The 23,264-nt window shown below is 64.2% G+C and carries 19 protein-coding genes; 13 read left to right on the plus strand and 6 right to left on the minus strand.

The genetic code is table 11. The annotated features are described in order from the left end of the window. Positions 1-158 precede the first annotated feature (158 nt). Together CK222_RS10880 and CK222_RS10885 are read left to right on the plus strand one after the other, a co-directional pair. The gene (locus CK222_RS10880) at positions 159-950 is read left to right on the plus strand and encodes a WecB/TagA/CpsF family glycosyltransferase (protein ID WP_245433007.1); all 792 of its coding nucleotides are present in this window, start codon (positions 159-161) and stop codon (positions 948-950) included. Continuing rightward, positions 851-2,173 carry an NAD(P)/FAD-dependent oxidoreductase gene (locus CK222_RS10885; protein ID WP_245433008.1) on the plus strand — a complete coding sequence of 441 codons (1,323 nt, stop codon included), beginning with the start codon at positions 851-853 and terminating at the stop codon, positions 2,171-2,173. The genes CK222_RS10880 and CK222_RS10885 overlap by 100 nt, the downstream gene beginning before the upstream one ends. A 99-nt stretch (positions 2,174-2,272) precedes the next feature. Here the strand turns inward: CK222_RS10885 and CK222_RS10890 are convergent, their stop codons facing one another. Further along, a complete protein-coding gene (locus CK222_RS10890; protein ID WP_067326263.1) occupies positions 2,273-3,430 on the minus strand; it encodes a GNAT family N-acetyltransferase in 1,158 nt (385 codons plus the stop codon). A gap of 280 nt (positions 3,431-3,710) precedes the next feature. Here CK222_RS10890 and CK222_RS10895 point away from each other — a divergent pair, with 280 nt between their 5' ends. Then, on the plus strand, positions 3,711-5,186 hold the full coding sequence (locus tag CK222_RS10895; RefSeq protein WP_095800390.1) for a hypothetical protein: 1,476 nt from the start codon (positions 3,711-3,713) through the stop codon (positions 5,184-5,186). Here the strand turns inward: CK222_RS10895 and CK222_RS10900 are convergent. Further along, on the minus strand, positions 5,172-6,266 hold the full coding sequence (locus CK222_RS10900) for a glycosyltransferase family 4 protein (protein ID WP_095800391.1): 1,095 nt from the start codon (positions 6,264-6,266) through the stop codon (positions 5,172-5,174). The two genes, CK222_RS10895 and CK222_RS10900, sit on opposite strands and share 15 nt — an antisense overlap. Further along, positions 6,263-7,675, minus strand: a complete 1,413-nt coding sequence (locus CK222_RS10905) for a lipopolysaccharide biosynthesis protein (RefSeq protein WP_067326253.1) — start codon at positions 7,673-7,675, stop codon at positions 6,263-6,265. The genes CK222_RS10900 and CK222_RS10905 overlap by 4 nt, the downstream gene beginning before the upstream one ends. A gap of 238 nt (positions 7,676-7,913) precedes the next feature. On the opposite strand from CK222_RS10905, the gene CK222_RS10910 reads away from it, so the two are divergent. From CK222_RS10910 to CK222_RS10920, 3 genes are all read left to right on the plus strand, one after another. After that, positions 7,914-10,064 (plus strand): GumC family protein, encoded by a 2,151-nt coding sequence (locus tag CK222_RS10910; protein ID WP_095800392.1) that lies wholly within the window; start codon positions 7,914-7,916, stop codon positions 10,062-10,064. Positions 10,065-10,084: 20 nt separating this feature from the next. Continuing rightward, positions 10,085-11,191, plus strand: coding sequence for a cellulase family glycosylhydrolase (locus CK222_RS10915; RefSeq protein WP_095800393.1), 1,107 nt, complete (start codon positions 10,085-10,087; stop codon positions 11,189-11,191). Positions 11,192-11,257: 66 nt separating this feature from the next. Then, the gene (locus CK222_RS10920; RefSeq protein WP_095800394.1) at positions 11,258-12,769 is read left to right on the plus strand and encodes a hypothetical protein; all 1,512 of its coding nucleotides are present in this window, start codon (positions 11,258-11,260) and stop codon (positions 12,767-12,769) included. Positions 12,770-12,810: 41 nt separating this feature from the next. Here CK222_RS10920 and CK222_RS10925 read toward each other — a convergent pair whose 3' ends face one another. Further along, complete coding sequence (locus CK222_RS10925) at positions 12,811-13,695, minus strand: hypothetical protein (protein WP_245433009.1); 885 nt, start codon at positions 13,693-13,695, stop codon at positions 12,811-12,813. 512 nt (positions 13,696-14,207) lie between these two features. Between CK222_RS10925 and CK222_RS10930 the strand changes: the two genes are divergently transcribed. The 3 genes from CK222_RS10930 to CK222_RS10940 are packed head-to-tail and all read left to right on the plus strand — an operon-like array spanning position 14,208 to position 17,052. Next, entirely contained in the window at positions 14,208-14,762 is a 555-nt protein-coding gene (locus tag CK222_RS10930) for a MaoC family dehydratase (RefSeq protein ID WP_095800395.1), read from the plus strand. Then, a complete protein-coding gene (locus CK222_RS10935) occupies positions 14,759-15,916 on the plus strand; it encodes a CaiB/BaiF CoA-transferase family protein (RefSeq protein ID WP_095800396.1) in 1,158 nt (385 codons plus the stop codon). Before CK222_RS10930 ends, CK222_RS10935 begins: the two co-directional genes overlap by 4 nt. A gap of 14 nt (positions 15,917-15,930) precedes the next feature. Further along, positions 15,931-17,052, plus strand: a complete 1,122-nt coding sequence (locus tag CK222_RS10940; RefSeq protein WP_095800397.1) for an extracellular solute-binding protein — start codon at positions 15,931-15,933, stop codon at positions 17,050-17,052. Positions 17,053-17,077: 25 nt separating this feature from the next. Here CK222_RS10940 and CK222_RS10945 read toward each other — a convergent pair whose 3' ends face one another. Both CK222_RS10945 and CK222_RS10950 read right to left on the minus strand, forming a co-directional pair. Then, positions 17,078-17,914 carry an amidohydrolase gene (locus CK222_RS10945; RefSeq protein ID WP_095800632.1) on the minus strand — a complete coding sequence of 279 codons (837 nt, stop codon included), beginning with the start codon at positions 17,912-17,914 and terminating at the stop codon, positions 17,078-17,080. Positions 17,915-18,034: 120 nt separating this feature from the next. Beyond that, positions 18,035-18,820, minus strand: a complete 786-nt coding sequence (locus CK222_RS10950; RefSeq protein WP_095781194.1) for an IclR family transcriptional regulator — start codon at positions 18,818-18,820, stop codon at positions 18,035-18,037. Between the two features lie 156 nt (positions 18,821-18,976). Between CK222_RS10950 and CK222_RS10955 the strand changes: the two genes are divergently transcribed. From CK222_RS10955 to ugpC, 4 genes are all read left to right on the plus strand, one after another. Then, positions 18,977-20,290 carry an extracellular solute-binding protein gene (locus tag CK222_RS10955; protein ID WP_095800398.1) on the plus strand — a complete coding sequence of 438 codons (1,314 nt, stop codon included), beginning with the start codon at positions 18,977-18,979 and terminating at the stop codon, positions 20,288-20,290. Positions 20,291-20,396: 106 nt separating this feature from the next. Then, complete coding sequence (locus CK222_RS10960; RefSeq protein ID WP_095800399.1) at positions 20,397-21,293, plus strand: sugar ABC transporter permease; 897 nt, start codon at positions 20,397-20,399, stop codon at positions 21,291-21,293. A 2-nt stretch (positions 21,294-21,295) separates the two neighbouring features. After that, the gene (locus CK222_RS10965; RefSeq protein ID WP_095800400.1) at positions 21,296-22,162 is read left to right on the plus strand and encodes a carbohydrate ABC transporter permease; all 867 of its coding nucleotides are present in this window, start codon (positions 21,296-21,298) and stop codon (positions 22,160-22,162) included. 4 nt (positions 22,163-22,166) lie between these two features. Further along, positions 22,167-23,264, plus strand: a complete 1,098-nt coding sequence (ugpC, locus tag CK222_RS10970) for a sn-glycerol-3-phosphate ABC transporter ATP-binding protein UgpC (protein WP_095800401.1) — start codon at positions 22,167-22,169, stop codon at positions 23,262-23,264.

Consider the following 23,264-nt stretch of genomic DNA (forward strand, 5'->3'; position numbering starts at 1 on the left):
TAGAAACTTCAAAAAGAGATTTTGAACAACACAGCGTTACGACCGGCGGATCGGATCCGCTCCACTCCAGCCAACATCTGACGTCCGCGAACCATGAGCCCTCTCGTTTTCCCCGGTTGCAGCACCAGACTTCGAGCGGACGTCCAAGCGTGACCGCCGTGGCAGCGCTGGAAGCAGCCCCTTCCCGGCAGGACCTGCCTGCATTTCCGACGGTGCAGCTTGGCGGGCTGCCTGTCACCGTGATCGACCGGCAGGGCGCCGCCCGCTTGATGCTCGCGGCGGCGCGGCAGCATCGCCATGGCAGCCGTCCCTACTACTTCACCTCCGCCAACGGCGACGTCATCGCCCAGGTTCGCGCGAAATCTGAGATCGCCGCCCTCTTCCGCGAAGCCGACCAGATCTTCGCCGACGGCCAGCCGCTTGTTCTCGCCTCGCGCCTATTGTGCCGCACGCGGTTGCCGGAACGGGTGGCCACCACCGATCTGTTCCACGATGTGGCGAAGCTCGCCGAGAACGAGGCCGCGACCTTCTATCTGCTTGGATCGACTGAGGCCGGGAACGCCAAGGCCGTGGCCGCCATCAAAGCCAGCTATCCGCGCCTGCGCATCGTCGGCCACAGCCACGGCTACCTGACCGGCGAAGCACTCGAGAAAAAGCTCGAAGAGATCGACGCGCTTGCACCGGACATTTTGTGGCTCGGCCTCGGCGTGCCGCGCGAGCAGATCTTTGTCCGCGATTTTGGCTCGCGGCTCTCGAATGTCGGTGTGATCAAAACTTCCGGAGGGCTGTTCGACCATATTGCCGGCAAGGTCCGGCGCGCCCCGCTCTGGGTCCAGAAGGCGGGTTTCGAATGGCTGTGGCGCATGTTGATGGAGCCGCGCCGGCTGTTCTGGCGCTACTTCACCACCAATCCCCGTGCCCTTTATGCCCTGTTGAGGTATTCCCAATGACAGCCGAACATTCGCTGCGTCCGCTGCCGGAGGGAACCGACACGGAGATCGCTGTCGTCGGCGGCGGGCTCTCCGGGACACTTGCCGCGACTCTCCTCGGCCGGTCAGGCTACCGTGTCACGCTGATCGATCGCCACCCCGTTTTTCCGCGCGAGTTCCGTGTCGAGAAGATCGCCGGCGACCAGATCGACAAGCTGCGCCGGATCGGCCTCCTCGACAGTCTTTCCACGGCGGCCGCGGCATTCGACGAGATCGTCAACGTGCGCAAGGGGCGAGTGCTCGACCGCACGCGAGCCCGCCATTACGGCATTTTTTACGACAACCTCGTCGCGGCGATGCGGGCCGAACTGCCCAAGACCGTTCGCTTCGTCGCCGGCAGGGTGAGCGCGGTGGAAGCCGGGCCGGAGCGGCAGCGTGTATCGATCATCGGGCAGCCGGATGTGACGGCTCGCCTGCTTGTGCTTGCCACCGGCATGGGCGACATCCTGCGGCGCGACGTCGGCATCGAGCGCCGGTTCGTCCACCAGCGCCAATCGTTGACTTTCGGTTTTAATGTCCGGCCGGCGGGAGCAAGCGCGTTCAAGCATCCGGCACTGACCTATTACGGCGAACGCGTTTCGGACGGCATCGATTACCTGAACTTCTTCCCGGCCGGCGGCGTTACCCGCGCCAACCTCTTTGTTTTCCGGGAGCATACCGACACGTGGGTCAAGGCGCTGCGCGACCGCCCGCGCGAAACGCTCATTGAAACGCTTCCGGGACTCCTCAAGACCTTTGGCGATTTCGAGGTCATCGACCGCGTTTCGAGCTGGCTCACCGACATCACCGTCGCCGAAAATTGCAAGCGCGACGGCGTCGTCCTGATCGGAGACGCCTATCAGACATCCTGTCCGGCCGCCGGAACAGGCGTCAGCCGCCTCCTCACCGATGTGGAGCGCCTGTGCATAGTGCACGTGCCGCAGTGGATGGCCTCGCCCGGCATGGCGGCGGCGAAGATCGCCACCTTCTATGATGATCCCACGAAGCAGGCGATGGATGAACGGGGGCTCGAGTTGGCGAATTTCCGCCGCAGCCTGACCATCGACACGGACCTGCACTGGCGCGCGCGCCGGCAGGTTCATTTCAGCCGTCGCCGCATCCTGCACGAGATCGACAAGTTCAGCCCGAGCTTTGCCGCGCGGCTGCGCGGTCTCAAGCGGCCGCAAGTGGAAGCCGTGACCTGATTGCGGGTAAGCCGGCGCATTTCGTTCAAAGTACGCTTCGGCATAGGCGTGCGCGACCGCCTGAAGCTAGCGTACGGCGTCCGAACCGACCCGCTTCAACTAAGACGACTCGGCGGCTTCATCGGCAGCCGGCGGCACGATGACAGCCGAAGGCTTGGCCTTCTTGACATGCGCGGCCTCAAGGATATGCCGCGCCAGCGCCTTGGCCGCCGGCAATTTCTGCACCGTCAGATGCGCCGCATAGCCGAGCGGACTGCCTGCGCGGTAGATTTGCCACATCGGTGAAGGCCGGCCGCCGAACACGCGCTTGTAGGGCTCGTCGCCGATGGTGAAATCGAGGTGTTGATCGCCGCGCTCGATGCAATCGCGGGCGATCTGCTCGAACATCAGGCTGCCGATCGACTGCTTCCGGTAGCCGGCCTCGTCGAAACCGCCGAGGATGACCAGAAGCGAGCCGCGGTGCTCGAGCCCGAGCGCGCCGGCGATCGGCTGGCCGTTCATCCAGAATGCATAGGTGCGGGCGAAGCCGCCGCACCCTTCATTGGCCACGGCCAGGTAGAAATCGAAATAGGAAGGCAGCTGCAAAAGGTCGGCCGGACCGTTGCTGCCGTCGAAGCGTTTGCCGCGATAGAGCTTGAGGGCATCGAATGTCGTGCGGACCGCGGCCGGGCCGTCAACGCATTCGAAGCGCGCCTCCCCGATGCGGTTGAGCTGCCGGGATTTCTTGTCTAGCTCCTTGCGATAGGACTGGTCCAGCCGCTGCTCGCGCCAGCCGGCGAATGTCGGCTCCAGCTTGCTGGAATAGGCGCTCATGCCCATGCTGTCGCGCTTGTCGACGCCAAGCAGGCGCTCCATCGCGAGGGAGCGGTCCGCCAGCTTGCCGATGCGCAGGAGATCGTATGGCCGCAGATGCTTGCGGATGGCGGCGACGGTGCGGGCGTCGGCAAGAATGCGGGAGAAGGTCTCCTCGTCGGCGACGGGCGAGACATAGTCCGAAACCCGCATATCCGCGAATTCCACGACCTTCAGCAGCGTGTAGCGGCGCCTCACCAGCGGCAGGACCATCGCGAGCCTTCCGCTCGCACGCACGCGGACGACGATGATCAGTGGCGTGGCGGCGCCTCGCCGCACGAGCCTCTCATAAAGTTGCGCGAGCCAAATCGGATGCTGAAAAGCGGTTGCCGCCGAGCTGGCGAAGAGCTCGGCGTACTCCGTCGAACGGAAATCGAACGCATCCTCGGCAGTGACTTCAAACATGTGATCCGAACCGGCAGGGACAGCGGCTATCCACGACTTCTTACGTTCCAGGTCAAGACCGGTCGCCGCGATTGTTGGAATCTTGGTATATGCCGAAACCGCTAATCTCGCGTTGCGTGGCAGGCCGGGCGGACGACCACAACCGCTTCGGGATCGCAAGTCGAAAATCATGCCGAAAAAGTAGAAATCCGGTTCTGCGTGTAACGCCGATGTAAGTATTTTCAGCCAGTCTCTCGTTCCTCATTGTTGGAAATCCGAGCAGGACATAGTCGCGCAAGACATGCTGGCGATCGAGGTCATCGTTCCGCAATCGGCGCCCCGCCATTGGCAGCAGCTCGCCATAGAGCGGCTGGAGGCGGACGGCCACGATGTCGCGGTGGCGCATCAGCCCGGGCCGTCGACCTGGCCGGCCGCGGCAAAAGCCGCCTTCCAGTTCGAGCAACGTCTTTTCCGCCGGCGCGGACCCCTTCTCGGCTCCGCGCTGCAAGCAATCCCGGCACGGCCCGGCGGGCGCCCCGCCGCGCTGAGGCTCGATCTTGCCGGCGATGCGGCCTTGTCGAATGTCCCCACCATCGGCCTTCGCTTCGACGGATCCAGCGCCGATCTGTCGGCTGCAATCGCCGTCGCGGCCGGCAGGCTCCCGGTGATCGAGGCCGTGCTCGACAGGAAGACGGTGGTCGGCCAGGCGCGGCCCATGGTCGACAAGCGGGAATCCACCGCACTCGGCACCGAGGACGTGTTCGCCCGCGCCATTACTCTGGTTCAGTCGGTCACCCGCGCGTTCGCGGCCGACCGGCTGCCACGAGAGGCCGTGGCTGAAATCCATGGTCGTGGCGAGCGAGGCGGGTTCACATCCGCCTATTTCGGCGCGGCGCTGCCGCGGCTCGGCCGGGAAGCGCTTCGGCGCGCGCGCTTCCGCCACGCGCATTGGCGTGTCGGCTATCGCTTTACCGATGCCCTGGGCGTCGCCGATACCGGCAAGCTCGGCACCGGCTGGTCGGTGCTGCCGGACCCGGGCGATCATTTCTATGCCGACCCGTTCCCCTTCTGGTGGCAGGGTCAGCCCTTTGTGTTCGTCGAGGACTATCCGCACGCGACCGGAAAGGCGGTCATTTCCGTTGTTCCGTTCGACGCGGATGGCGTTCCTGGCGAGCCTCGGGTCGTGCTGGAGGAGGCTCACCACCTCTCCTACCCGCAGGTATTCGAGCGCGACGGCGCGATCTGGATGCTGCCGGAGGCGAGCGCCGGCGGCAAGCTCACACTCTACCGCGCCGCGGGCTTCCCGGACAGCTGGCTTGCCGAGACCGTGCTGGTCGAAGGCGAGATTTCCGATGCCACCTTGTTCGAGCATGAAGGCATGCTCTGGCTGTTCGCCACGGATCGTGACGGCCATGGAAGCACTTCCGACACGCTGGTGATTTTCTCCGCCCCCGCGCTTGCCGGTCCGTGGCGGCCGCATCCGGCGAACCCGATCCTGATCGACCACCGCATGGCCCGCCCCGGCGGAGCCTTCGTGCGCAACCGCGACGGCCGCGTGCTTCTTCCGGTCCAGGACGGAACGCTGGGCTATGGCGGCGGGCTGGGCCTGTCGAAGCTGCTGGAGCTCAACCAGCAGACGGTGCGGCTGTCGCCGCCGCGGCCGATCGATGCGGCTGGCGACTTTCCTTATCCGAAAATCCACACACTCAATCGAGCCGGGCGCCTGGAAGTGATCGACGGGATCGCCGCCGTGCGCAAGCGGTCAGGCAAGCAGTAGCGCCTCGTAGCCCGCGCACATCCTGGCCGGCGAATACTTGTCCCGCAGCCGCCGTCCCGCCTCTGAAAGCCTGGTCTTGGCTTCCGGCCGCGCAAACAGATCGCCAAGGCCCCTGGCCATGCCGGCAGCGTCGGCCTCGACGAACAGTGCGGCGGGAGAGCCGTCCTCCGCGGTCAGCACCTCGCGCAAGACGTCGAGGTTGCTCGCCACGACCGGCAGCCCGGAAATGGCGGCTTCGACGCAGGCGAGGCCGAAGGTCTCCGTCATCGAGGCAAACGCATAGGCATCGCCGGCCGCGAGGAATTCGAAGATGCGCGCCGGCGGAACCTCGCCCACGAGATGCAGGCGGTCGGCCACGCCGCGGCTTTCGGCAAAGGCGACGAGCGCCTCGCGCTCCGGCCCGGCGCCTGCCAGCGCGACGTGGACGTCGGGCAGTCGATCGAGCGCGCCGACAAGCGCGATCTGGTTCTTCATCCGCGTCAGGCGGCCCGATGATACGGCCAGCCAAACGTCCTGCGGTAAGCCGAAGGCGGCGCGCGCCGCTGCCTTGTCGAATTCCTCGCCCGGCGCGGGTACGCCGTGATCGATGCGACGCATGCGCCGCCGATAGGAGCGCGGATAGCGATCGAACTGCGCTTGCGTCCAGCCGGAATTGACGACATTCGCCTGGTAAAGGCCGACCGTGCCCATCAGCTTGTCGATCTGGGAGAGCAGCCCCATGACGCCGATGCTTTGCGGGGCGCCGCTTTGGTTTGCGACGATGTGCCTGACGCCGGCCAGCCGCGCTCCGATCGTGCCGAAGATGTTGCCATAGTGTTGGTAAGTGATGACTGCGTCGGGGCGTGCCGCGCGCAGGTATCGCGTCAGGCCGATGGTGGCCCGGATCTGCCCGGACAATCCGCGAGGTCTATCCGTCAGAACGAAATCCACATTGGGATCACGGTCGTAGGCTTCGGTCTTGCGGTACATGAAGACGGTGCGCACCTCGTGCCCGCGCGCCCGCAATCCCTCGCCCACCATGTCGGAGATGCGCTGCGCCCCCGCTGCTTCCGCCTGGGTCTGCACTTGGACGATCTTCACGTGCGCCCCTTCAGGAGGGCATGAGGCACCAGCCCGATCCTGTCCAGGGACAAGCCGAGGATCGACGGGTTGATGCCGATTCTGCGCCGGGCGATCAATACCCCGAAAGCCGTCCATGCGATGACGGTTCCGGCAATGCTGAGGGCCGCTCCTATGGACCCGAGGTAGTAAGTTGCCACGGCCGTCACGCAAAGTCCGACAACGTTGACGATGACCAGCACCTTGAAGAGCGCATGCTGCAGACCCGTCAACTGCAACAGGACTTCGATCGGGCCGCAAGCGGTGCCAAACGTCGCCCCGATGCCGAAGATGACGAGCGTCGCCCTCATGGTCGGCGTCGCATAGGCCGGATTGAAGATGGACAGGATGAAGTCGCCGAATATCCAGAAGGACGCCAGCACGCACAGCGCAATGGCCGAGCCGCCAAGCGCGGCGAGGCTGGTGATGCGCTGCACGTGAGCCCTGTCGCCGCTGTAGAAGGCCGCCGATATCTGCGGCGCCAGCGCCTGGTTGATGCCGTTGAGGGCAAGGGTCACGAAGCGCGTGGTCCGGTCCGCCACGAAGATCGCGCCTGCCGCCTCTGGCCCCAGGATCATCGCCACGAGCAGGGTGCTGACCTGGCCGAGCGCGGGCGGCAGCGAGGTGACGCCCCACAGGCCAAGCGTCACCGTCTTGAATTCCTGCTTTTGCCCTTCCGTGAGACCACCGCGATCTGCCCGCGCCGTGTCGCGCAACAGCACAATTGTTTGCGGGACGACCGAGAGGATGAGCAGCAGCGCCGTCAGATATGTCGCCGCGATCGCATCGATCTTCACTTGCATGAAGTGCAGCGCCGCAACGGCGGCGATTGTCGCCGCGCGCCAAATGATGTCCCGCGGCAGCAGGCCCGATATCAGCGCGTTCTTGGCCCGGAAGGCGCCCGAGGTAAACTCCGACCAGCCGAGCGAGAACGACAGCACCGCCGCCGCCACGCATAGCGGCAGCCATTCCGGCGTTCCCCTGCCGACGAAGGGCAGGAATCCCACCACGATGATGAGCAGGCTGGTGCCGACAAGCCCGGCCAGCGCCACGAGAATGGCACGCGCCATCAGCCCGTGAGCCGAGCCGAGATCGCCCAGCCCGGCATATTGAGGCCAGAACCTGAGCACGGTGCTCTGCTGGCCCACCGAAGCGAAGAAGGAAACCAGGCTCGCGCCGGCATAGGTAGCGCTGTAAAGACCGAACTCGCGTTCGTTCGTCACCATCGCCACGGCCACGAACATCAGGAAGGACAGGCCCGCGCTGGCAAGCTTGATGATGCCGGCCACGGCGCCGCTCTTGGCAAGCGCCGTGACCGACATGCGCATGTCGGTCGCCGGGCTGGCCCCTGCCCCGGGGGCGGCCTCGCGGTTCCCTTTAGTGTCCTTCAACCTCGCCTCCTGAGACGATCGGCGATGGGCTACCCGCACCTACGACGACGCTCAAAACCCGATCCTGCATAAGCAAAATGCCGCAACCGCGCCAGCGCGAACGCTTCGCATGGTTACCGGCATCGCCAGCGCCGAGCGCATCGTCACGCCGCCAAGCTTAACGGATGGCTAACGATAATCCTTAATACTGTGGAGACGAGTGAGGTCGTGAAGTCGCGGCTCTCGACGAGGAAAATCGATGAAGCCAGCCAGTATCGACGAGCGCACTCTTACGCCGTTGTTCGACATAGGTGCAGTGTGGGCCATCCTTTGGACGCGACGCGTGATGGTGCTTGCCATCGCCGGCGCGGCAGTGCTGCTGGCGCTCTCCTATCTTGCGGTGACCAAACCAAGCTATACCGCAACGGCCTCGATACTGATCGACCCCCGCGACACGCGCGCGACCAATTTCAACAACGTGCTTCCGGGGATCGGCTCCGACAGCGCCGCTATCGCCAGCCAAGTCTTCGTCATCCAGTCGCCAGACCTGCTCGGCGCCGTCTTCAAAAGCCAGCAGCTCGACAGCGATCCGGAATTCGCCGGCGGCGGCCTTGCTTCACGTCTGTTCGGAGCCGGCGCCAGCGCGCCGCAGGACGCCGCCTTCAAGCGCTTCCAGAGCAAGGTTTCTGTCGAGCGCGAAGGGCTGACCTACGTCATCAATGTCAGCTTCACGTCGCCGTCGCCGGAAAAGGCCGCGCGCATCGCCAATGCCATCGTCGATCAGTACCGGGCAGGCCTGGTGGGAGAACGCGAGAGCGCCAACAGCGACGTGAATACGCTGCTCACGGACAGGATCTCCGGCCTGCAAAAGGACGTCAGCGACGCCGAGCGGACGGTCGAAGACTTCAAGACGAAACACAATATCGTCAATTCGACGGACGGCGGCACGCTGCAGTCGCAGCTCGATCAGCTGACGACGCAGCTGATCGCCGCCCAGGGCGACGCCGACCAGGCCAAGGACCGCTACAATCAGGCGCTGGCTGCGGGCAGTTCGCCGGCCGGGCTCGCCAAGCTTGCGGATATTCTTACCTCCACCTCGGCCATCAAATTGCGCGACGACTACAACCAGCGCGCCACCGAGCTTGCCAGCCTGCAAACCATGTACGGGCCGCGCCACCCGACCATCGGGCGGCTGCAGTCCGAGCTGGAGCGGTTGAAGCGGCTGATGTCCGCCGAGGCGGATCGCATAAGGCAGCAGTTGAAGGCCAGCTATGATCTCGCCGTGCAGAATGTCGGCAAGCTGCAGGACAAGCTCGAAGCCCTGCGCCAACAGTCGACGAACTCGAACATCGCGCAGGTACAGCTGCGGCAGCTGGAATCGAAAGCCCAGGCGGCGCGCGCCGTGCTCGACGACTATCTCAAGCGTGCACAGGAAACGTCGCAGATGCAGGGCGTGCAGACTTCCGAAGCGCGCAAGATCGGCGTGGCTTCGCCGCCTGTCCAGCCGACATGGCCGAAGCCGGTCCTGCTTCTCTTGGTGAGCGCCGTTCTGGGGCTCCTCGCCGGATGCGGCCTCGCTCTGGCGCTTGGTCCGGTCCCGCAGCCGCAAGAGGACCCGCAGGCGCCGAAGGCGGCCGTGCCGGAGCCGGTCGTGGACCGTAAGGACAGCGCGCCGGTCAGCCCCCGGCCATTGCCGATGCCAGCCAATTTCGGCGAGTACCGTCTGCCCGGCGTCGCCGGTGGGACCGCCTACTCAAACATCAAGGCGATCAGGAAACAGCTCTTCCAGACCGGAAACGAAACGCTGTCGCTCGCCGTCCTGAAGATCATGCGGCAGATGGTCTTGCACCTGAACGACCACGGCAAACCGTTCGTCATCCTCGTGTCTTCGATCCACAGCAGTTTCGAGGCAAGGATTGCGGGCGCGATGCTGGGCATCGGAATGCAACGAGCCGATCAGAACGTGCTGATGGTGGAAATTGGCGATCGTCTGTCCAGCGCGACGACAGACGGAGCCGGATTGTTCATCGATGGCGCGACCGGTCTGCAGACTGTCGTGTGCAGCTCAGTGGCGGAAAAAAGTCCTGGCGTTGCCGATCGCAACTCGTTCCGTGGCATTCTGGCCGAAGCCGGGAGCGCGTTCGATTTCGTCGTCGTGATCGCGCCCTCGCTCAATGAGAACGGCTGGAATCCGGAGCTCTTCGCCAAAGCCGATCTTGCGCTTCTGGCGCTCAGCCCCTCCGAGCAGCCTTCGGAAGCCGCCAGGCTGCTCGCGCAAAAATTCGGTGCCGGCCAGATCGGCCGCAGTGCCACTCTTGTCGTCGCGGCGGAAAGCGCGCGGCCAGCCACGGCGATCGACAGTCCGCGAGCGGCCGGCGAGCAGCGCCGCAGCGCCACCGTTCGGGGCTAGACCGTGGAGGCGGTGCATCGATGACATCGCCGCCCAAGGTGTCGAGGCGACAGGCGCTGGCCTTTGCCGCCGGAGCCGTTTTCGCCGCCTCCCCTCTGCCGCAATCCGCTGCGCTCGCGACGGCCGGCCAAGTTCCGTCGCGCGGCTTCAACCTTCCCGGATGGCTCGACCGAAACGATGGGCTTGCTCCCGCCACGGCCACGCTTGACAAGCTGCGCCAATCAGGCTTCGGAACGATCCGGCTGCCGGTCAACGGCGATCTCGTCTCCAGCGGCGACCCGGCAACGCTTCGCCGCATCCAGAACGGGATCAGGGATCTTGTCGGGCTGGGCTTTTCGGTCCTCCTCGACATGCATCCTTCTGGCGAGCTTGTAGGAGTTTTTCGAAACGATCCCGAGGCGGCTGCAGGAAGAGTGCTTCAGGCCTGGACGGCGTTGCGTGCCGTCGTTGCCGATCTGCCTGCGGAGTGGGTCTATCCCGAGCTGCTGAACGAGCCACCGATGGAACGGAGCGCCTGGCTGGCGCTGCGGGAACGGATCGCCGCGGCGCTGCGGGCGAAATGTCCGCGCCACACGCTGGTCTGGGGACCGGCACGGTTTCAGGGCATCTGGGAAATCGCCGACGCGCCGCCGCTCGCCGACGACAACCAGATTGCCGCCGTTCACTATTACGCCCCCTTGGCCTTCACCCACCAGTGCGAGACCTGGGATGCCTCGCCGCTCGCCCGCATCGCGGACCTGCCCTTTCCCGCAAGCAAGGGAATGGCCCAGGTGAGCCGGCTTATCTCCAAACTGCGGTCGGCCGGCGACGAAGAAGCCGCCAACCTCGTTGAAGAGGAATTGTCGGCGCCTTGGACGGCCGCGCGGATCGGCTCCGATTTTGCCGATCTGGCGCGCTGGTCCACCACCAACGGCTGCCCGGTCATGCTGAACGAATTCGGTGTGCTCAACTTCTGCGTGGATGCCGAAAGCCGCGCCTCCTGGGTGCGCGCCGTGCGCAAGGCGGCTGAAGCGAACCATGTGGCATGGACCTATTGGGAGCTCGATCAGGGCTTCGGCTTCATCAGGAGCAGGCAGAGCGTCGAGGGCTTCGACGGCTCGATGATTGCCGCGCTCCTTGGAGGTTAGGCCGGAAATGGACGACAGGCGCCATCTACGCTTGCTGGGACAAGTGACGAGCGGAGCGGATCAGCGATGAGCACGATGCAGGTCTCTTCGCCCGTCAGACTGGGTTTGCCGGGCAGGGATACGCCCGAAACCTTGCTGCATGTCGGCACGGCCTTGCTTGTCGTTGCGCTCGCCGTCTCCGCATTTGCCGTGTGGACGCCGTTCGGGATTGCCGCAACATTCGTGCTGACGCTGATCGTTTCGAACGCGATGCCGGCGGGCGTTCCGGTGCTGATCATCTGCGCCTTTCTCTTTCAGAACCTCGTGGTCGCCTGGTTCACCCCCTACATTCCCGACAACGACACGTTCGACGCGCTGCGCGGCACCAACTTCATCATCCTGATGACAGCGTTCGGCATTTTCCTGGCCGCCTCATTTCAGTACCGCGTCCGCGCGCTGACCGAGTTGCGCCCGTGGCTGCTGCTGAGCATGGTCCTGTGCGGAACGATTTGTTTCTATTTCGCTCTCGGCGTCGTGCATGGCGACCCCAAGGACGCGGTCGTCTATTTCCGCAACACGATCACGCCGCTCGCCTGCTTCCACGTCGCGGTCCTCGCCGCCAGCCTTTATCCCGTCGATCTGCGCAAGAGCATGCTGTGGCTCGGCGCCGGCGCGATCGTCTATGGCTATGCGGAACTGACCTTCACCATGGATTTCCTCGGACTGTTCCACGGCGACCAATATGTCGAGCGCAGCATCTCGCGGCAGGTCGAGACCGGCGTGTGGGAAAAAGCGCTTCAGGAAACCGGTTTCGTTTACCGTGGGATCGAAGACGTGATGACCACGACCTTCTTCAACACGCCCCTGTTCAACGACATCCTGCCAAGCGTCTTCCGCATCGGCGGCCCGAACTTCCATCCGATCAGCTATGCTTACGCCTTAAGCATCATTTCGGCCTGGCTGCTCTTCAAAGGACGATGGGTGCTGCCTCTCGCGGCTCTGCCGCTGCTGCTCGTCATCGGCTCCAAGGGCGCGACCTTCATGCTTTTCGTCGCAATTGCCGTGCGGCTGATCTACAGTCCCTCCCGCGCCGGTCTGGCGCTCATGGCCGCGATGGCCGTGGTCTGGACGACGGCGGCGATCGGCTATGGCGCCACCCATGGCGACTATCACGTCCTCGGTCTGATTGCCGGCATGCGCGATTTCCTGGCCGATCCGCTCGGCCAGGGCTTGGGTCTCGGCGGCAACCTGTCGAGCACCAGCATCAATCTCAACTGGCAAACCGCCCAGGCCGAAGGCGCCGCCTCCGTGCCGGTCGAGAGCGCGGTCGGTGTCATGCTTTACCAGATGGGCGTGGGGAGCCTCGTCTTCTTCGGCTTCCTGGCGGCGCTGGCCGTGGCATTGCGACGGCAGCTTATCCAGACCGGCGACCCGGATTTCCTGTTCGGCTTTGTCGGCATCGTCACCATTTCGGCCAATGCCGTATTACAGGAGGAGGCTTTCTACTCCCCTCTTGCCCTCGCCTTCTGTCTGCTGCTCGTGGGCGTCTCGCTGGGAACACGCTGGCGCATGGCGGCAAGAGCCGAAGCGGCGGACTGACTTCGGATCGGCTGGGCTCCAGACCGGCTTCACGATTTCGTTCAGGAACCGAACAGCACCATTTCGGTGATCGTCAGGTCTCCCGGAGAAGGCGATTTCGGACCCTTGAAATACTTGATCCCCTTGTTCGGAAAATACCTGCCGGACAGACCGGGAACCGGGCCCATCGCATCGACGAGGCAAAGCAGCTGTCCGCGCCGCAGGAGAAAGCGGCCCACGACCCCGGCGCACCTGACCAGATCCGCGTGGGATCGGCAGTAGACGACATGGCAGCACGACACGTGCCCATGCAATATCCGGCGCGGCTTCAGCACAAGCGGCAACGCCAGACCGTCGCAGACGCAGATCAGCGAAAGACAGCCCAACGCGGCGTGCTCGAGCAATATGTATCTTTCGTTGTCGGTGAGTTCAGCCATTTCGGCGAGGTCCGCATGGGCTTCCAACACCCGGTCCGGACGCGGCATACCATTCAGAATGGGCAAGAAGGCGATCTGTCCGCCGGAAAACAGGCGAAAACCGAAGGCTTTGTTGAGCCTCACTGTCCCGGGCGATGGAGAAATATTGGTGTAGACCACATCCTTGCGCAGGATAACCGTCGCGATCATCCGACTGGCATAGGGCCGGAATTCCGCGTCCACGGACCAGCTCGAGAGATTGCAGCGGATTTCATCGCCTTCCAGGCTTCTGTGTTTGGCATAGAGCGTAAGCACTGCGCCGACGATCCGGCCCGACTTCTCCAGGACGAACCCATATCGCGGAAAATCGACGACCGCTGGCCGCTGCGCCAGGCGGGTCAGCGCTTCTATCCAATAGCTCCTGCTGCGCTCCGGAAACCCCCGGTGCAGGCAATCCGCCACGCCTCCCCAATCCCTCTCGTCGAAGGGCCGGCAGCCGATACCGGGAGGGAATGCGCCGAGAACCGCCATAATCGACTCAAGAAAAAGGCACCAAATATGTCGAGGTCCGGGTTATCCTGACGATCGATTACTAACGAATTACACCGCTATCGAAGCTAATTTTATTGGCCGGATTTGACGGATCGTGCAGTGCTCCTCCGCCTACAATTTATCGTCGCATTACCCTTAGGCGGGTTACAATTGTAGAATTAACTAAAAACAATCATTGGTTTTGTATGATTCGGGCCGGTGGCGGTCCTTCCTGGCAGAAGCGCCTCGCCATCCCGGCCGGCACAGCGGCGTTCGCCGTGACCCGGAAGTCCGCTGGCAACTGCCGGAAGTAGCCGCGCCTGGCGCTGTGCCTGCTGCATCCAAGGCAACTCCGAGTTCGATCGTGCAGGCAAAATTTCACCGGACCGGCTTGTGCGCAAATCTCATATGTGAATATAGTATTCACAAAAGAAGATTTGGAGGATCGATCGCGTCCGACTCCGGCTTGCCGGAGCGGTGCGGCCATTCTCCCGGAGCGGACGAACAGCGCAATGACCAGCTTCCCGCCCACCGCCGGCGTCGCTTCGACCTGCCCTGCCGACATGCCGCCCGATCACGCCTTGCTGCCGGTATGGAATGCCGAAAACTGGTTCTATGAAGATTGGCCAATCGGCCAGAAAATCCGCTCGCTCCGGCGCACTATGGCCGAAGGCGACAGTCATCTCTTCAACACCCTGGTGCTCGACATCCACCCTTATGTGCAGGACCAGATGTTCGCCGAGCGCGAAGGTATCTTCGGCAAGCGCCTCGTGGCGGGCGCGTTCGTTTTCTCGGCCGGGCTCGGTCTAGTCGCCACCAACTGCGTCAATGCCTTTTCCTACGGCTATGACAAGCTCCGCTTCATAAAGCCGGTCTTCATCGGCGACACCATCTATTCGATCCGCACCAACATGGAAAAGAAGCCCCGCTACAAGGAAATGGGGCTGATCCGCGCCAGCTATGAAGTGTTCAAGGGCGAAGGCGAGCTGGTGCTCTACTGCGAGCATCTGCAGACGGTGAAATACAAGGACCCGGCCGACTTCGCCGGCAAGACGGAGAAGCAATGATGGCCGCCGACCTGCCGCTGTCCGGCCTTGTCGTCGTCGACATGAGCCAGTTCCTGTCGGGACCTTACTGCTCGCTGAGGCTCCTCGACCTCGGTGCCCGCGTCATCAAGATCGAGCGGCCCGATGGTGGCGACCTGTCGCGCCGGCTCTATCTCAGCGACACCGAGATCGGTGGTGATTCCACCATCTTCCACGCCATCAACCGTGCCAAGGAAAGCTTTGCGGTCGATCTGAAGAACGAGGACGACCTTAAAGCGCTGCGCGGGCTGCTCGCCAAGGCCGACGTGCTGATCCAGAACTTCCGGCCCGGCGTCATCGAGCGGCTCGGCCTCGATTACGAGCATGTGCGGACGCTCAATCCGCGCCTGGTCTACGCCTCGATCAGCGGCTATGGCGAGGAAGGCCCGTGGGTAAAGCGTCCGGGTCAGGACCTGCTTGCCCAGGCGCGCTCCGGCGTCATGTGGCTGAACGGCGACGAAGATCAGGGTCCGGTGCCGTTCGGCCTGGCAATCGCCGACATGCTGGCCGGCGCGGCCTGCGCGCAAGGCATCCTTGCAGCACTGGTCCGGCGCGGCATCACCGGCGCGGGCGGCCATATCGAGACCAGCCTCTTCGAGGCGCTGATCGACCTCCAGTTCGAGGTGCTGACGACGCATCTCAATGACGGCCGGCGGCTGCCGCGCCGTTCGTCGTTCCATAGCGCCCACGCCTATCTGGCGGCGCCCTACGGAGTCTATCCGGCCAAGGACGGCTTCCTGGCGATCGCCATGACGCCGATCCCGAAGCTCGCCGACCTGCTCGAGATCGAGGGGCTGGCGCCCTATCGCGACAAGCCGGCGACCTGGTTCACGGCGCGCGACGAGATCAAGGCGATCATCGCGCAGCGCATCGCGCAGAAGTCGGTCGACGAATGGCTGGCGATCCTCGAGCCCGCCGACATCTGGTGCGCGAAGGTGCTGAACTGGAAAGAGGTGCTGGAAAGCGACGGCTTCAAGGCGCTCGACCTGCTGCAGACCGTGACGCGCGAGGACGGTGTTTCGATCGACACCACCCGGTCACCGCTCAGGATCGACGGCATGCGCGCCAAAGTCGAGCAGGCGGCGCCGCGCGTCGGCGAGCACAGCGCAAAAATCCGCAAGGAGTTCGGCCTGTGACGACACTCAAGGGCATGACCTGGAACCATCCGCGCGGCTATGATCCGATGGTCGCCTGCTCCCGGCTTTGGCGGGAAAAGACCGGCGTCTCTATCGAGTGGGAGAAGCGCTCGCTGCAGGACTTCGAGTCCTTCTCTGTCGAAGAACTCGCCCGCGCCTACGACCTGATCGTCATCGATCATCCGCATGTCGGCCAGATCACCGCCGAGAAGTGCCTGGCCCCGCTCGACGTGCCCGGCCGCGAGGCGGAGCGCGAAGCGCTGGCGAAGGCAAGCGTCGGCCGGTCCTATCCGAGCTACACTTGGCAGGACCGGCAATGGGCCTTTCCGATCGACGCCGCGACGCAGGTGCAGGCCTGGCGACCCGATTTGATAGACGCCGCGCCGAAGATCTGGACCGAAGTGCTGGAGCTTGCCCAGCGTAGCCGCGTGCTCTTGCCGCTCAGGCCGCCGCACTCGCTGATGTGCTTCTTCACGCTTGCCGCCGATCTCGGCCGGCCATGTGCAGTCGAAAGCCCGAGCGATCTGATCGATCCCGATACCGGCGAGACCGTCTTCGAAATGCTGCGTGAGATCGCGGCACTCCTCGATCCCGAGTGCCTGACGATGGATCCGATTGCGGTGTTCGAAAAGATGGCCGAGGCCGGCTCGCGCATCGCCTGCGCGCCGCTGATCTATGGCTACGTGCCCTATGCCGCTGCAGGCTTCCGGCCGAACCGGCTCTTCTTTTGTGACATGCCGACTGTGGGCGGCAACGGCCCGGTCGGCTCCGCGCTCGGCGGCACCGGCATCGCCGTCTCCGCCTTTTCCGCTGCCGGCGAGGAAGCGATCGACTTCGCCTACTGGATCGCCAGCGGCGACGTGCAGCGCGGCCTCTATGCCGCCGCCGGCGGCCAGCCCGGCCATGCCGCCGCCTGGGAGGACGAAGCCGTGAATGTCGCGACGGGCGACTTCTACCGCGGCACGCGGGCGACGCTGGAAGGCGCCTGGGTGCGCCCGCGCCACGACGGCTACATGGCGTTTCAGCAGGCGGCGTCCGATCGCCTCAACGAGGGTCTTGCCGGCCGGCAGGACGCCCCCCGCGTCGTCGCCGACATCAATCGCCTGTTCCGGCAGAGCTTCGCGGCGCCCGGCTAATACAGTCGGGCATCGGCCTTGCGGCTCACAGCCGCCAGAGCTTCTTCGCGTTGCCGGAGAGCAGTTTCGCGCGCTCGGTTTCGCTCGCCCCGGCAAGGAGCGCGTGCGTCGCCGCTACCCAGCCGAGCAGCCCGCCACCGAGCGTGCAGACCGGCCAGTCGCTGCCCCACACGACGCGATCCCAGCCGAAGCTGCCGATCGTGTGCTCGACATAACGCCGCAGGGTCTCGACGGTCCAGCTCGCCGGATCGGCATAGGCGACGACGCCGGAGATCTTGCCGACGACATTGGGGCGCCGGGCGATCTCGGCGATCTGCTCGCGCCAGGGATGCTCGGCCTTGCCCTGGATGTCGGGCACGCCGCAATGATCGAGGACGAATTGCACGTCTGGCGCCAGATCGACCAGCGCGATCGCTTGGCTCATCTGTCGTGGCAGGACGCAAAGATCGAAGGTCAGCCCACTGCCGGCGATGCGCCCGATGTTCTCGCGGAACAGGGCGCCCTCGGAGACGTCGTCGGGCACGACATGCAGCACGCGGCGGAATCCTTTGACAAATGGATCGGCCTTCACCTTGTCCAGCCAGGCGGCGAAGCCAGGTTCTTCCGGCCGGCACGACACGATCGCGCCCCGCACCAGGCTGCCCGGCTTCTTCGACAGTGCTTCGACAAGGGCTGTCTCAGCCGCGATATCGGCCGGGTGGACGTCGACCTCCATATGGAGCGCCAATTCTATGCCCGCGCGGCGCGCCTCGGTGGCGTATTCGTCGTGGGAAAAATCGCGGTCGAGGGCCGGCACGCCGGAGAGCCATGGATAGCGTAGCGCCGCCCTGTCGATGAGATGCAGGTGGGTATCGACGATCATGGCTTCCTCCCTTGTCGCGCTATCCACGTGGCCCGAATTGCGCAGCGGCTTTTGCGCAAACGACATGCTTCAGACATCGTCTCGATCATTTCACCGGAGAATTCGCCATTCAAATAAGAATTATTCCTTTGACCTGACATCCGACCCGGCGAGTTGCGACAGGCGGGCCGCTGCTGCCTGGAGCAGCGTGATGGTCCTGGTGATATCGGGCGCTGCCGGCGCGTTGACCAGAGTGATATAAGGTATGGTGAGCGCGGCGATGCCGTGCCCGTCGGAACCGAGCACCGGCGCCGACAAATTGTAGACGCCGGCCGTCTGCAACGAAGCCATCATCTCGTAGCCACGATCGCGCACCTGGTCGAGGCGTGCGAAGAAGTCGGGCGACAACTTCATCTCCTCGTTGCTGCGCAAATGCTCGGCGATCATCATCTCGCGCTCTTCCGGCGAGCGGAAGGCCAGCAGCACATGTCCCGAGCCGGTGTCGAACAGGCTGATATGCGAGCCGACGCGGATCGAGATGCCCCAGTATCGCGGCGCTTCCTGCTGGGCAATGACCACGGCGCTGCCGCGGTCGAACACGACGAGCTGGTTTGCCTGCCAGGAGGTCTCGGCCAGCTCGCGCATGATCGAGGTGGCGTAGGAGACCAGCCTGCGCACCGGTGCATGCAGCTGGCCAAGCCCGAACAGCTTCAGCGTCAGCGAATAGCGGTCGCCGTCTGGCCGGGTGACGTAGCCGCGTTTCACCAGACGGTCGAGCATCCGGTAAAATTCGTTGGGGCTGCGGTCGAGCCGCTTGGCGATCTCGGCCTGGGTCAGGCCGCCATCGACGCTGGCGAGCAGTTCCAGAATGTCCAGCCCCTTGTCCAGTGCCGGCGCGCGATAGCGGTCTTCCTCGTCGTCCTGCACCCGGTGCCCTCTGGTGAATTGTGATCTTCATATACGCAAGACAGCCTTCATAGGGAAGAAGTTTCGGCTTGACGACGTATGAATAATTTGTTTGCATATGAATGAAGCATGGAGCTTCAGCCACGACGGCCTACGGCCGTTCCAGGGAGGATATTCATGAACAGACTGCTTTCCGGCGTCGCCGCCGGCGCATTGCTCATGGCATCGGGTGCGGTCTTGGCTGCCGACCTGCCGGGCAAGTTCACCGGCGTCACGATCGACGCCAAGCTGATCGGCGGCCAGCAATACGAAAAACTCTACGCGCGCATCGGCGAGTGGGAGAAAGCGACCGGCGCCAAGGTCAACGTCGTCTCCAAGAAGAACCACTTCGATCTCGACAAGGAGATCAAGTCGGACATCGCCTCCAACTCGATCACCTGGTGCGTCGGCTCCAACCACACTTCGTTCGCGCCGCAATATCCGGGCATCTACACCGACCTCGCTAAGCTGCTGCCGAAGGAGGAGATCGACGCTTTCGTCCCGGCCAACATCGCCGCCGGCACGCTCGACGGCAAGCTGGTGATGCTGCCGCGCGCGCAGTTCGACGTATCGGCGCTCTACTACCAGAAGAGCCTCTACCAGGACGAAGCCAAGAAGAAGGCCTACAAGGAGAAATACGGCGAGGAGCTCGCCCCGCCGGACACCTTCGACGAGATGGCCCAGCAGGCGGAATTCTTCGCCAGCCCGCCCGACTTCTACGGCACGCAATATGCCGGCAAGGAAGAGGCGATCAACGGCCGCTTCTACGAGATGCTGATCGCCGACGGCGGCGAATATCTCGACAAGGACGGCAAGCCGGCCTTCAACTCCGAGGCCGGCGTCAAGGCGCTCGACTGGTTCGTCAAGCTCTACAAGGCCAAGGCTGTGCCCGCCGGCACGACCAACTATTTGTGGGATGATCTCGGCCAGGGGTTCGCGTCCGGCACGGTGGCGCTCAACCTCGACTGGCCGGGCTGGGCTGGCTTCTTCAACGACCCGAAGTCGTCCAAGGTCGCCGGCAATGTCGGCATCAAGGTGCAGCCGAAAGGCTCGTCCGGCAAGCGCTCGGGCTGGTCCGGCGCGCATGGCTTCTCGGTGACCGAAAACTGCGCCAACAAGGAGGCCGCCGCCTCGCTCGTCTGGTGGCTGACCAACGAGGACAGTCAGAAGCTGGAAGCCGCGGCCGGCCCGCTGCCCACCCGCACCAAGGTGTGGGAATGGGACCTCGAGCAGGCCAAGTCCGATCCTTACAAAACCGAAGTGCTGCAGGCATTCCAGGAGGCCGCCAAGAACGCCTTCCCGGTGCCGCAGACGCCGGAATGGATCGAGATCTCCAACGCGGTCTATCCCGAACTTCAGGCCGCCATCCTCGGCGACAAGACCTCCAAGCAGGCGCTCGACGACGCTGCCGACAAGGCGACGCAGATCCTCGAGGACGCCGGCAAGCTCTAAGGACTATCCTCCCAGCGGCGCCGGTCTTCGCGACCGGCGCCGCTTTGACCGAGGCGGCCGCCCTGCGATTGGATCGCCGGCCGTGCAAACAATTTTGGGACTTTGCATGAGGGCCAAGCGGCTTTCCGCGCCAACGCTTCTTCTGCTGCCGGCCGTGCTCGTTCTGGCGGCGGTGGTGGTCGTGCCGCTCTGCCTGTCATTCTATTCGAGCTTCACGCCGTTCAGGCTGACGCGGCCGGAAACCTTCTTCACCTTCATCGGCCTGCGCAACTATCGCAACATTCTGTCCGACGCGAATTTCTGGTGGGCCTTCGGCCGCACCGTGCTCCTACTCACCATCGCGCTCAATCTCGAAATGCTGCTCGGTCTCGGCCTCGCGTTGCTGGTCGAGAAGGCGAGCCGCGGCCAGCGGCTGCTGCGCACCATCATGATGTTCCCGATGATGTTCTCGCCGATCCTGGTCGGCTTCCAGTTCAAGTTCATGTTCAACGACAACATCGGCTTGGTGAACAACGCGCTGCAGTCGCTAGGCATCACGCGGGACGCCATCCCCTGGCTGATCGAAGGCCATCTCGCCTTCATCGCCATTTCGATCGCCGAGATCTGGTCGTCGACCTCGATCTTCGCGATCCTGATCCTCGCCGGCCTGCTCGCCATGCCGAAGGAGCCGGTCGAAGCGGCGCGCGTCGACGGCTGCACGCCGTGGCAAACCTTCCGCTATGTGACCTGGCCCTTCATCATGCCCTTCGCCTATATCGCCATGACCATCCGCTCGCTCGACGTTGCGCGCGCCTACGACATCGTCAAGATCATGACCGATGGCGGCCCAGCCGGCCGCACGGAACTGTTGTGGACGCTGGTCGCGCGCACCGCCTACAGTGACGCGCGCATGGGCGTGGCCAATGCGATGGCCTACTTCTCGATCCTGCTGTCGATCGTCTTCACCGTCTATTTCTTTAAGAAGCTCGCCGCGGCACGGACCCAGATCGGCGCGGAGTGGTGAGGATGGACGCCAACGCATCCGCCCGCCTGAAGCGCCGCGCCGGCGTCGTCGCCCACCGCGTCGGCCTGTTCCTCGCCATGCTTTTGATCTGTCTGCCCGGCATCTGGATCGTGCTGTCCTCGCTGCGGCCGACGGTCGAGATCCTTGCCAAGCCGCCGGTCTGGATCCCGCAGCAGGTCTCGCTCGATGCCTACGTCGCCATGTTCAGCGGTGTCGGCAAGGGCGGCATTCCCGTCTTCGACTATTTCCGCAATTCCCTGATCATCTCGGTGACCTCGACCGTCATTGCCATCGCGATCGGCATGGCCGGCGGCTACGCTTTCGCGCGCTACCGGTTTCGTGGCAAGTCGGCGATGTTCCTCGGCCTTATGCTGACCCGCACCGTGCCTGGCATCGCGCTGTCGCTGCCGCTGTTTTTCGTCTATGCGCGGCTCGACATCATCGACACGCATTTCGGCCTGATCCTCGCCTATGTCGCGCTCAATGTGCCCTTCACCATCTGGCTGATCGACGGCTTCTTCCGCCAGGTGCCGAAGGATCTCGCCGAGGCCGCGCAAATCGACGGCTGCACGCGCTGGCAGGCTTTCTGGCAGGTCGAGTTTCCACTCGCCGGGCCAGGCATCGCGTCGGCCGGCATCTTCGCCTTCCTTACCTCCTGGAACGAATTCGCGCTCGCCTCGCAACTGACGCGCTCGATCAATTCCAAGACGCTCCCCGTCGGGCTGCTCGACTACACCGCCGAATTCACCATCGACTGGCGCGGCATGTGCGCGCTGGCGGTGGTGATGATCATCCCGGCGCTGCTCCTTACCTTCATCGTCCAGAAACACCTCGTCGGGGGCCTGACTTCCGGCGCGGTGAAAGGTTGATCCGATGGCGATTGTCTCGCTCAAGAAACTGACCAAGCGTTACGGCAACATGGAGATCGTGCACGGCATCGATCTCGATGTCGCCGACCGCGAATTCATCGCGCTGGTCGGGCCGTCCGGCTGCGGCAAGTCGACCACGCTGCGCATGATCGCCGGGCTGGAAGACATCTCCGGCGGCACGATCGAGATCAACGACCGCATCGTCAACGATCTGCCGCCGCGTTCGCGCAACATCTCGATGGTGTTCCAATCCTACGCACTTTATCCGCACATGACGGTGCGCGAAAATCTTGGTTTCTCCCTGAAGATAGCCGGCGCGCCCAAGGAAGAGATGGACCGTCGCGTCGCCGAGGCCTCGGCCATTCTCGGCCTCGACGCGCTGCTCGAGCGCCGCCCCTCCCAGCTTTCCGGCGGCCAACGCCAGCGCGTCGCCATGGGCCGCGCCATCGTGCGCGATCCGGACGTCTTCCTGTTCGACGAGCCGCTCAGCAATCTCGACGCCAAGCTGCGCACGCAGATGCGCACCGAGATCAAGAAGCTGCACGCCAAGGTGAAGTCCACGGTCATCTACGTCACCCACGACCAGGTCGAGGCGATGACGCTCGCCGACCGCATCGTCATCATGCGGGACGGCAACATCGAGCAGGTCGGCACGCCGGACGAGGTCTTCCAGCGGCCGGCGACACGCTTCGTGGCGGGCTTCATCGGCTCGCCGCCGATGAACCTGCAGGAGGCGACCGTGGACGACGGCAAGATCGTCTTTTCCGGCGGACAGAGCCTGCCGCTTCCAGGTCGCTTCAAGGCCAAGGTGAACGCCGGCGACAAGGTAGTGTTCGGCCTGCGTCCCGACGACCTCTACCCCGTGGGCCACGGCCTGCATTCGGGCGATGCCGCTGACGTCCACGAAATCGAGCTGCCGGTGACGGTGACCGAGCCGCTCGGCAACGAGACGCTGGTGTTCGCCGAGTTCGACCGCCGCGACTGGGTTTCGCGGATGCTGAACCCGAGGCCATTGAGGGCGGGCGATCGCGTGGCGATGAGCTTCGACCTGTCGCAGGCGCATCTCTTTTCCGCGGAAACCGGCAAATCCTTGAGGGCCTGA

The organism is Mesorhizobium sp. WSM3866 (genome assembly GCF_002294795.1).
In the GTDB taxonomy this organism is placed as follows: domain Bacteria; phylum Pseudomonadota; class Alphaproteobacteria; order Rhizobiales; family Rhizobiaceae; genus Mesorhizobium.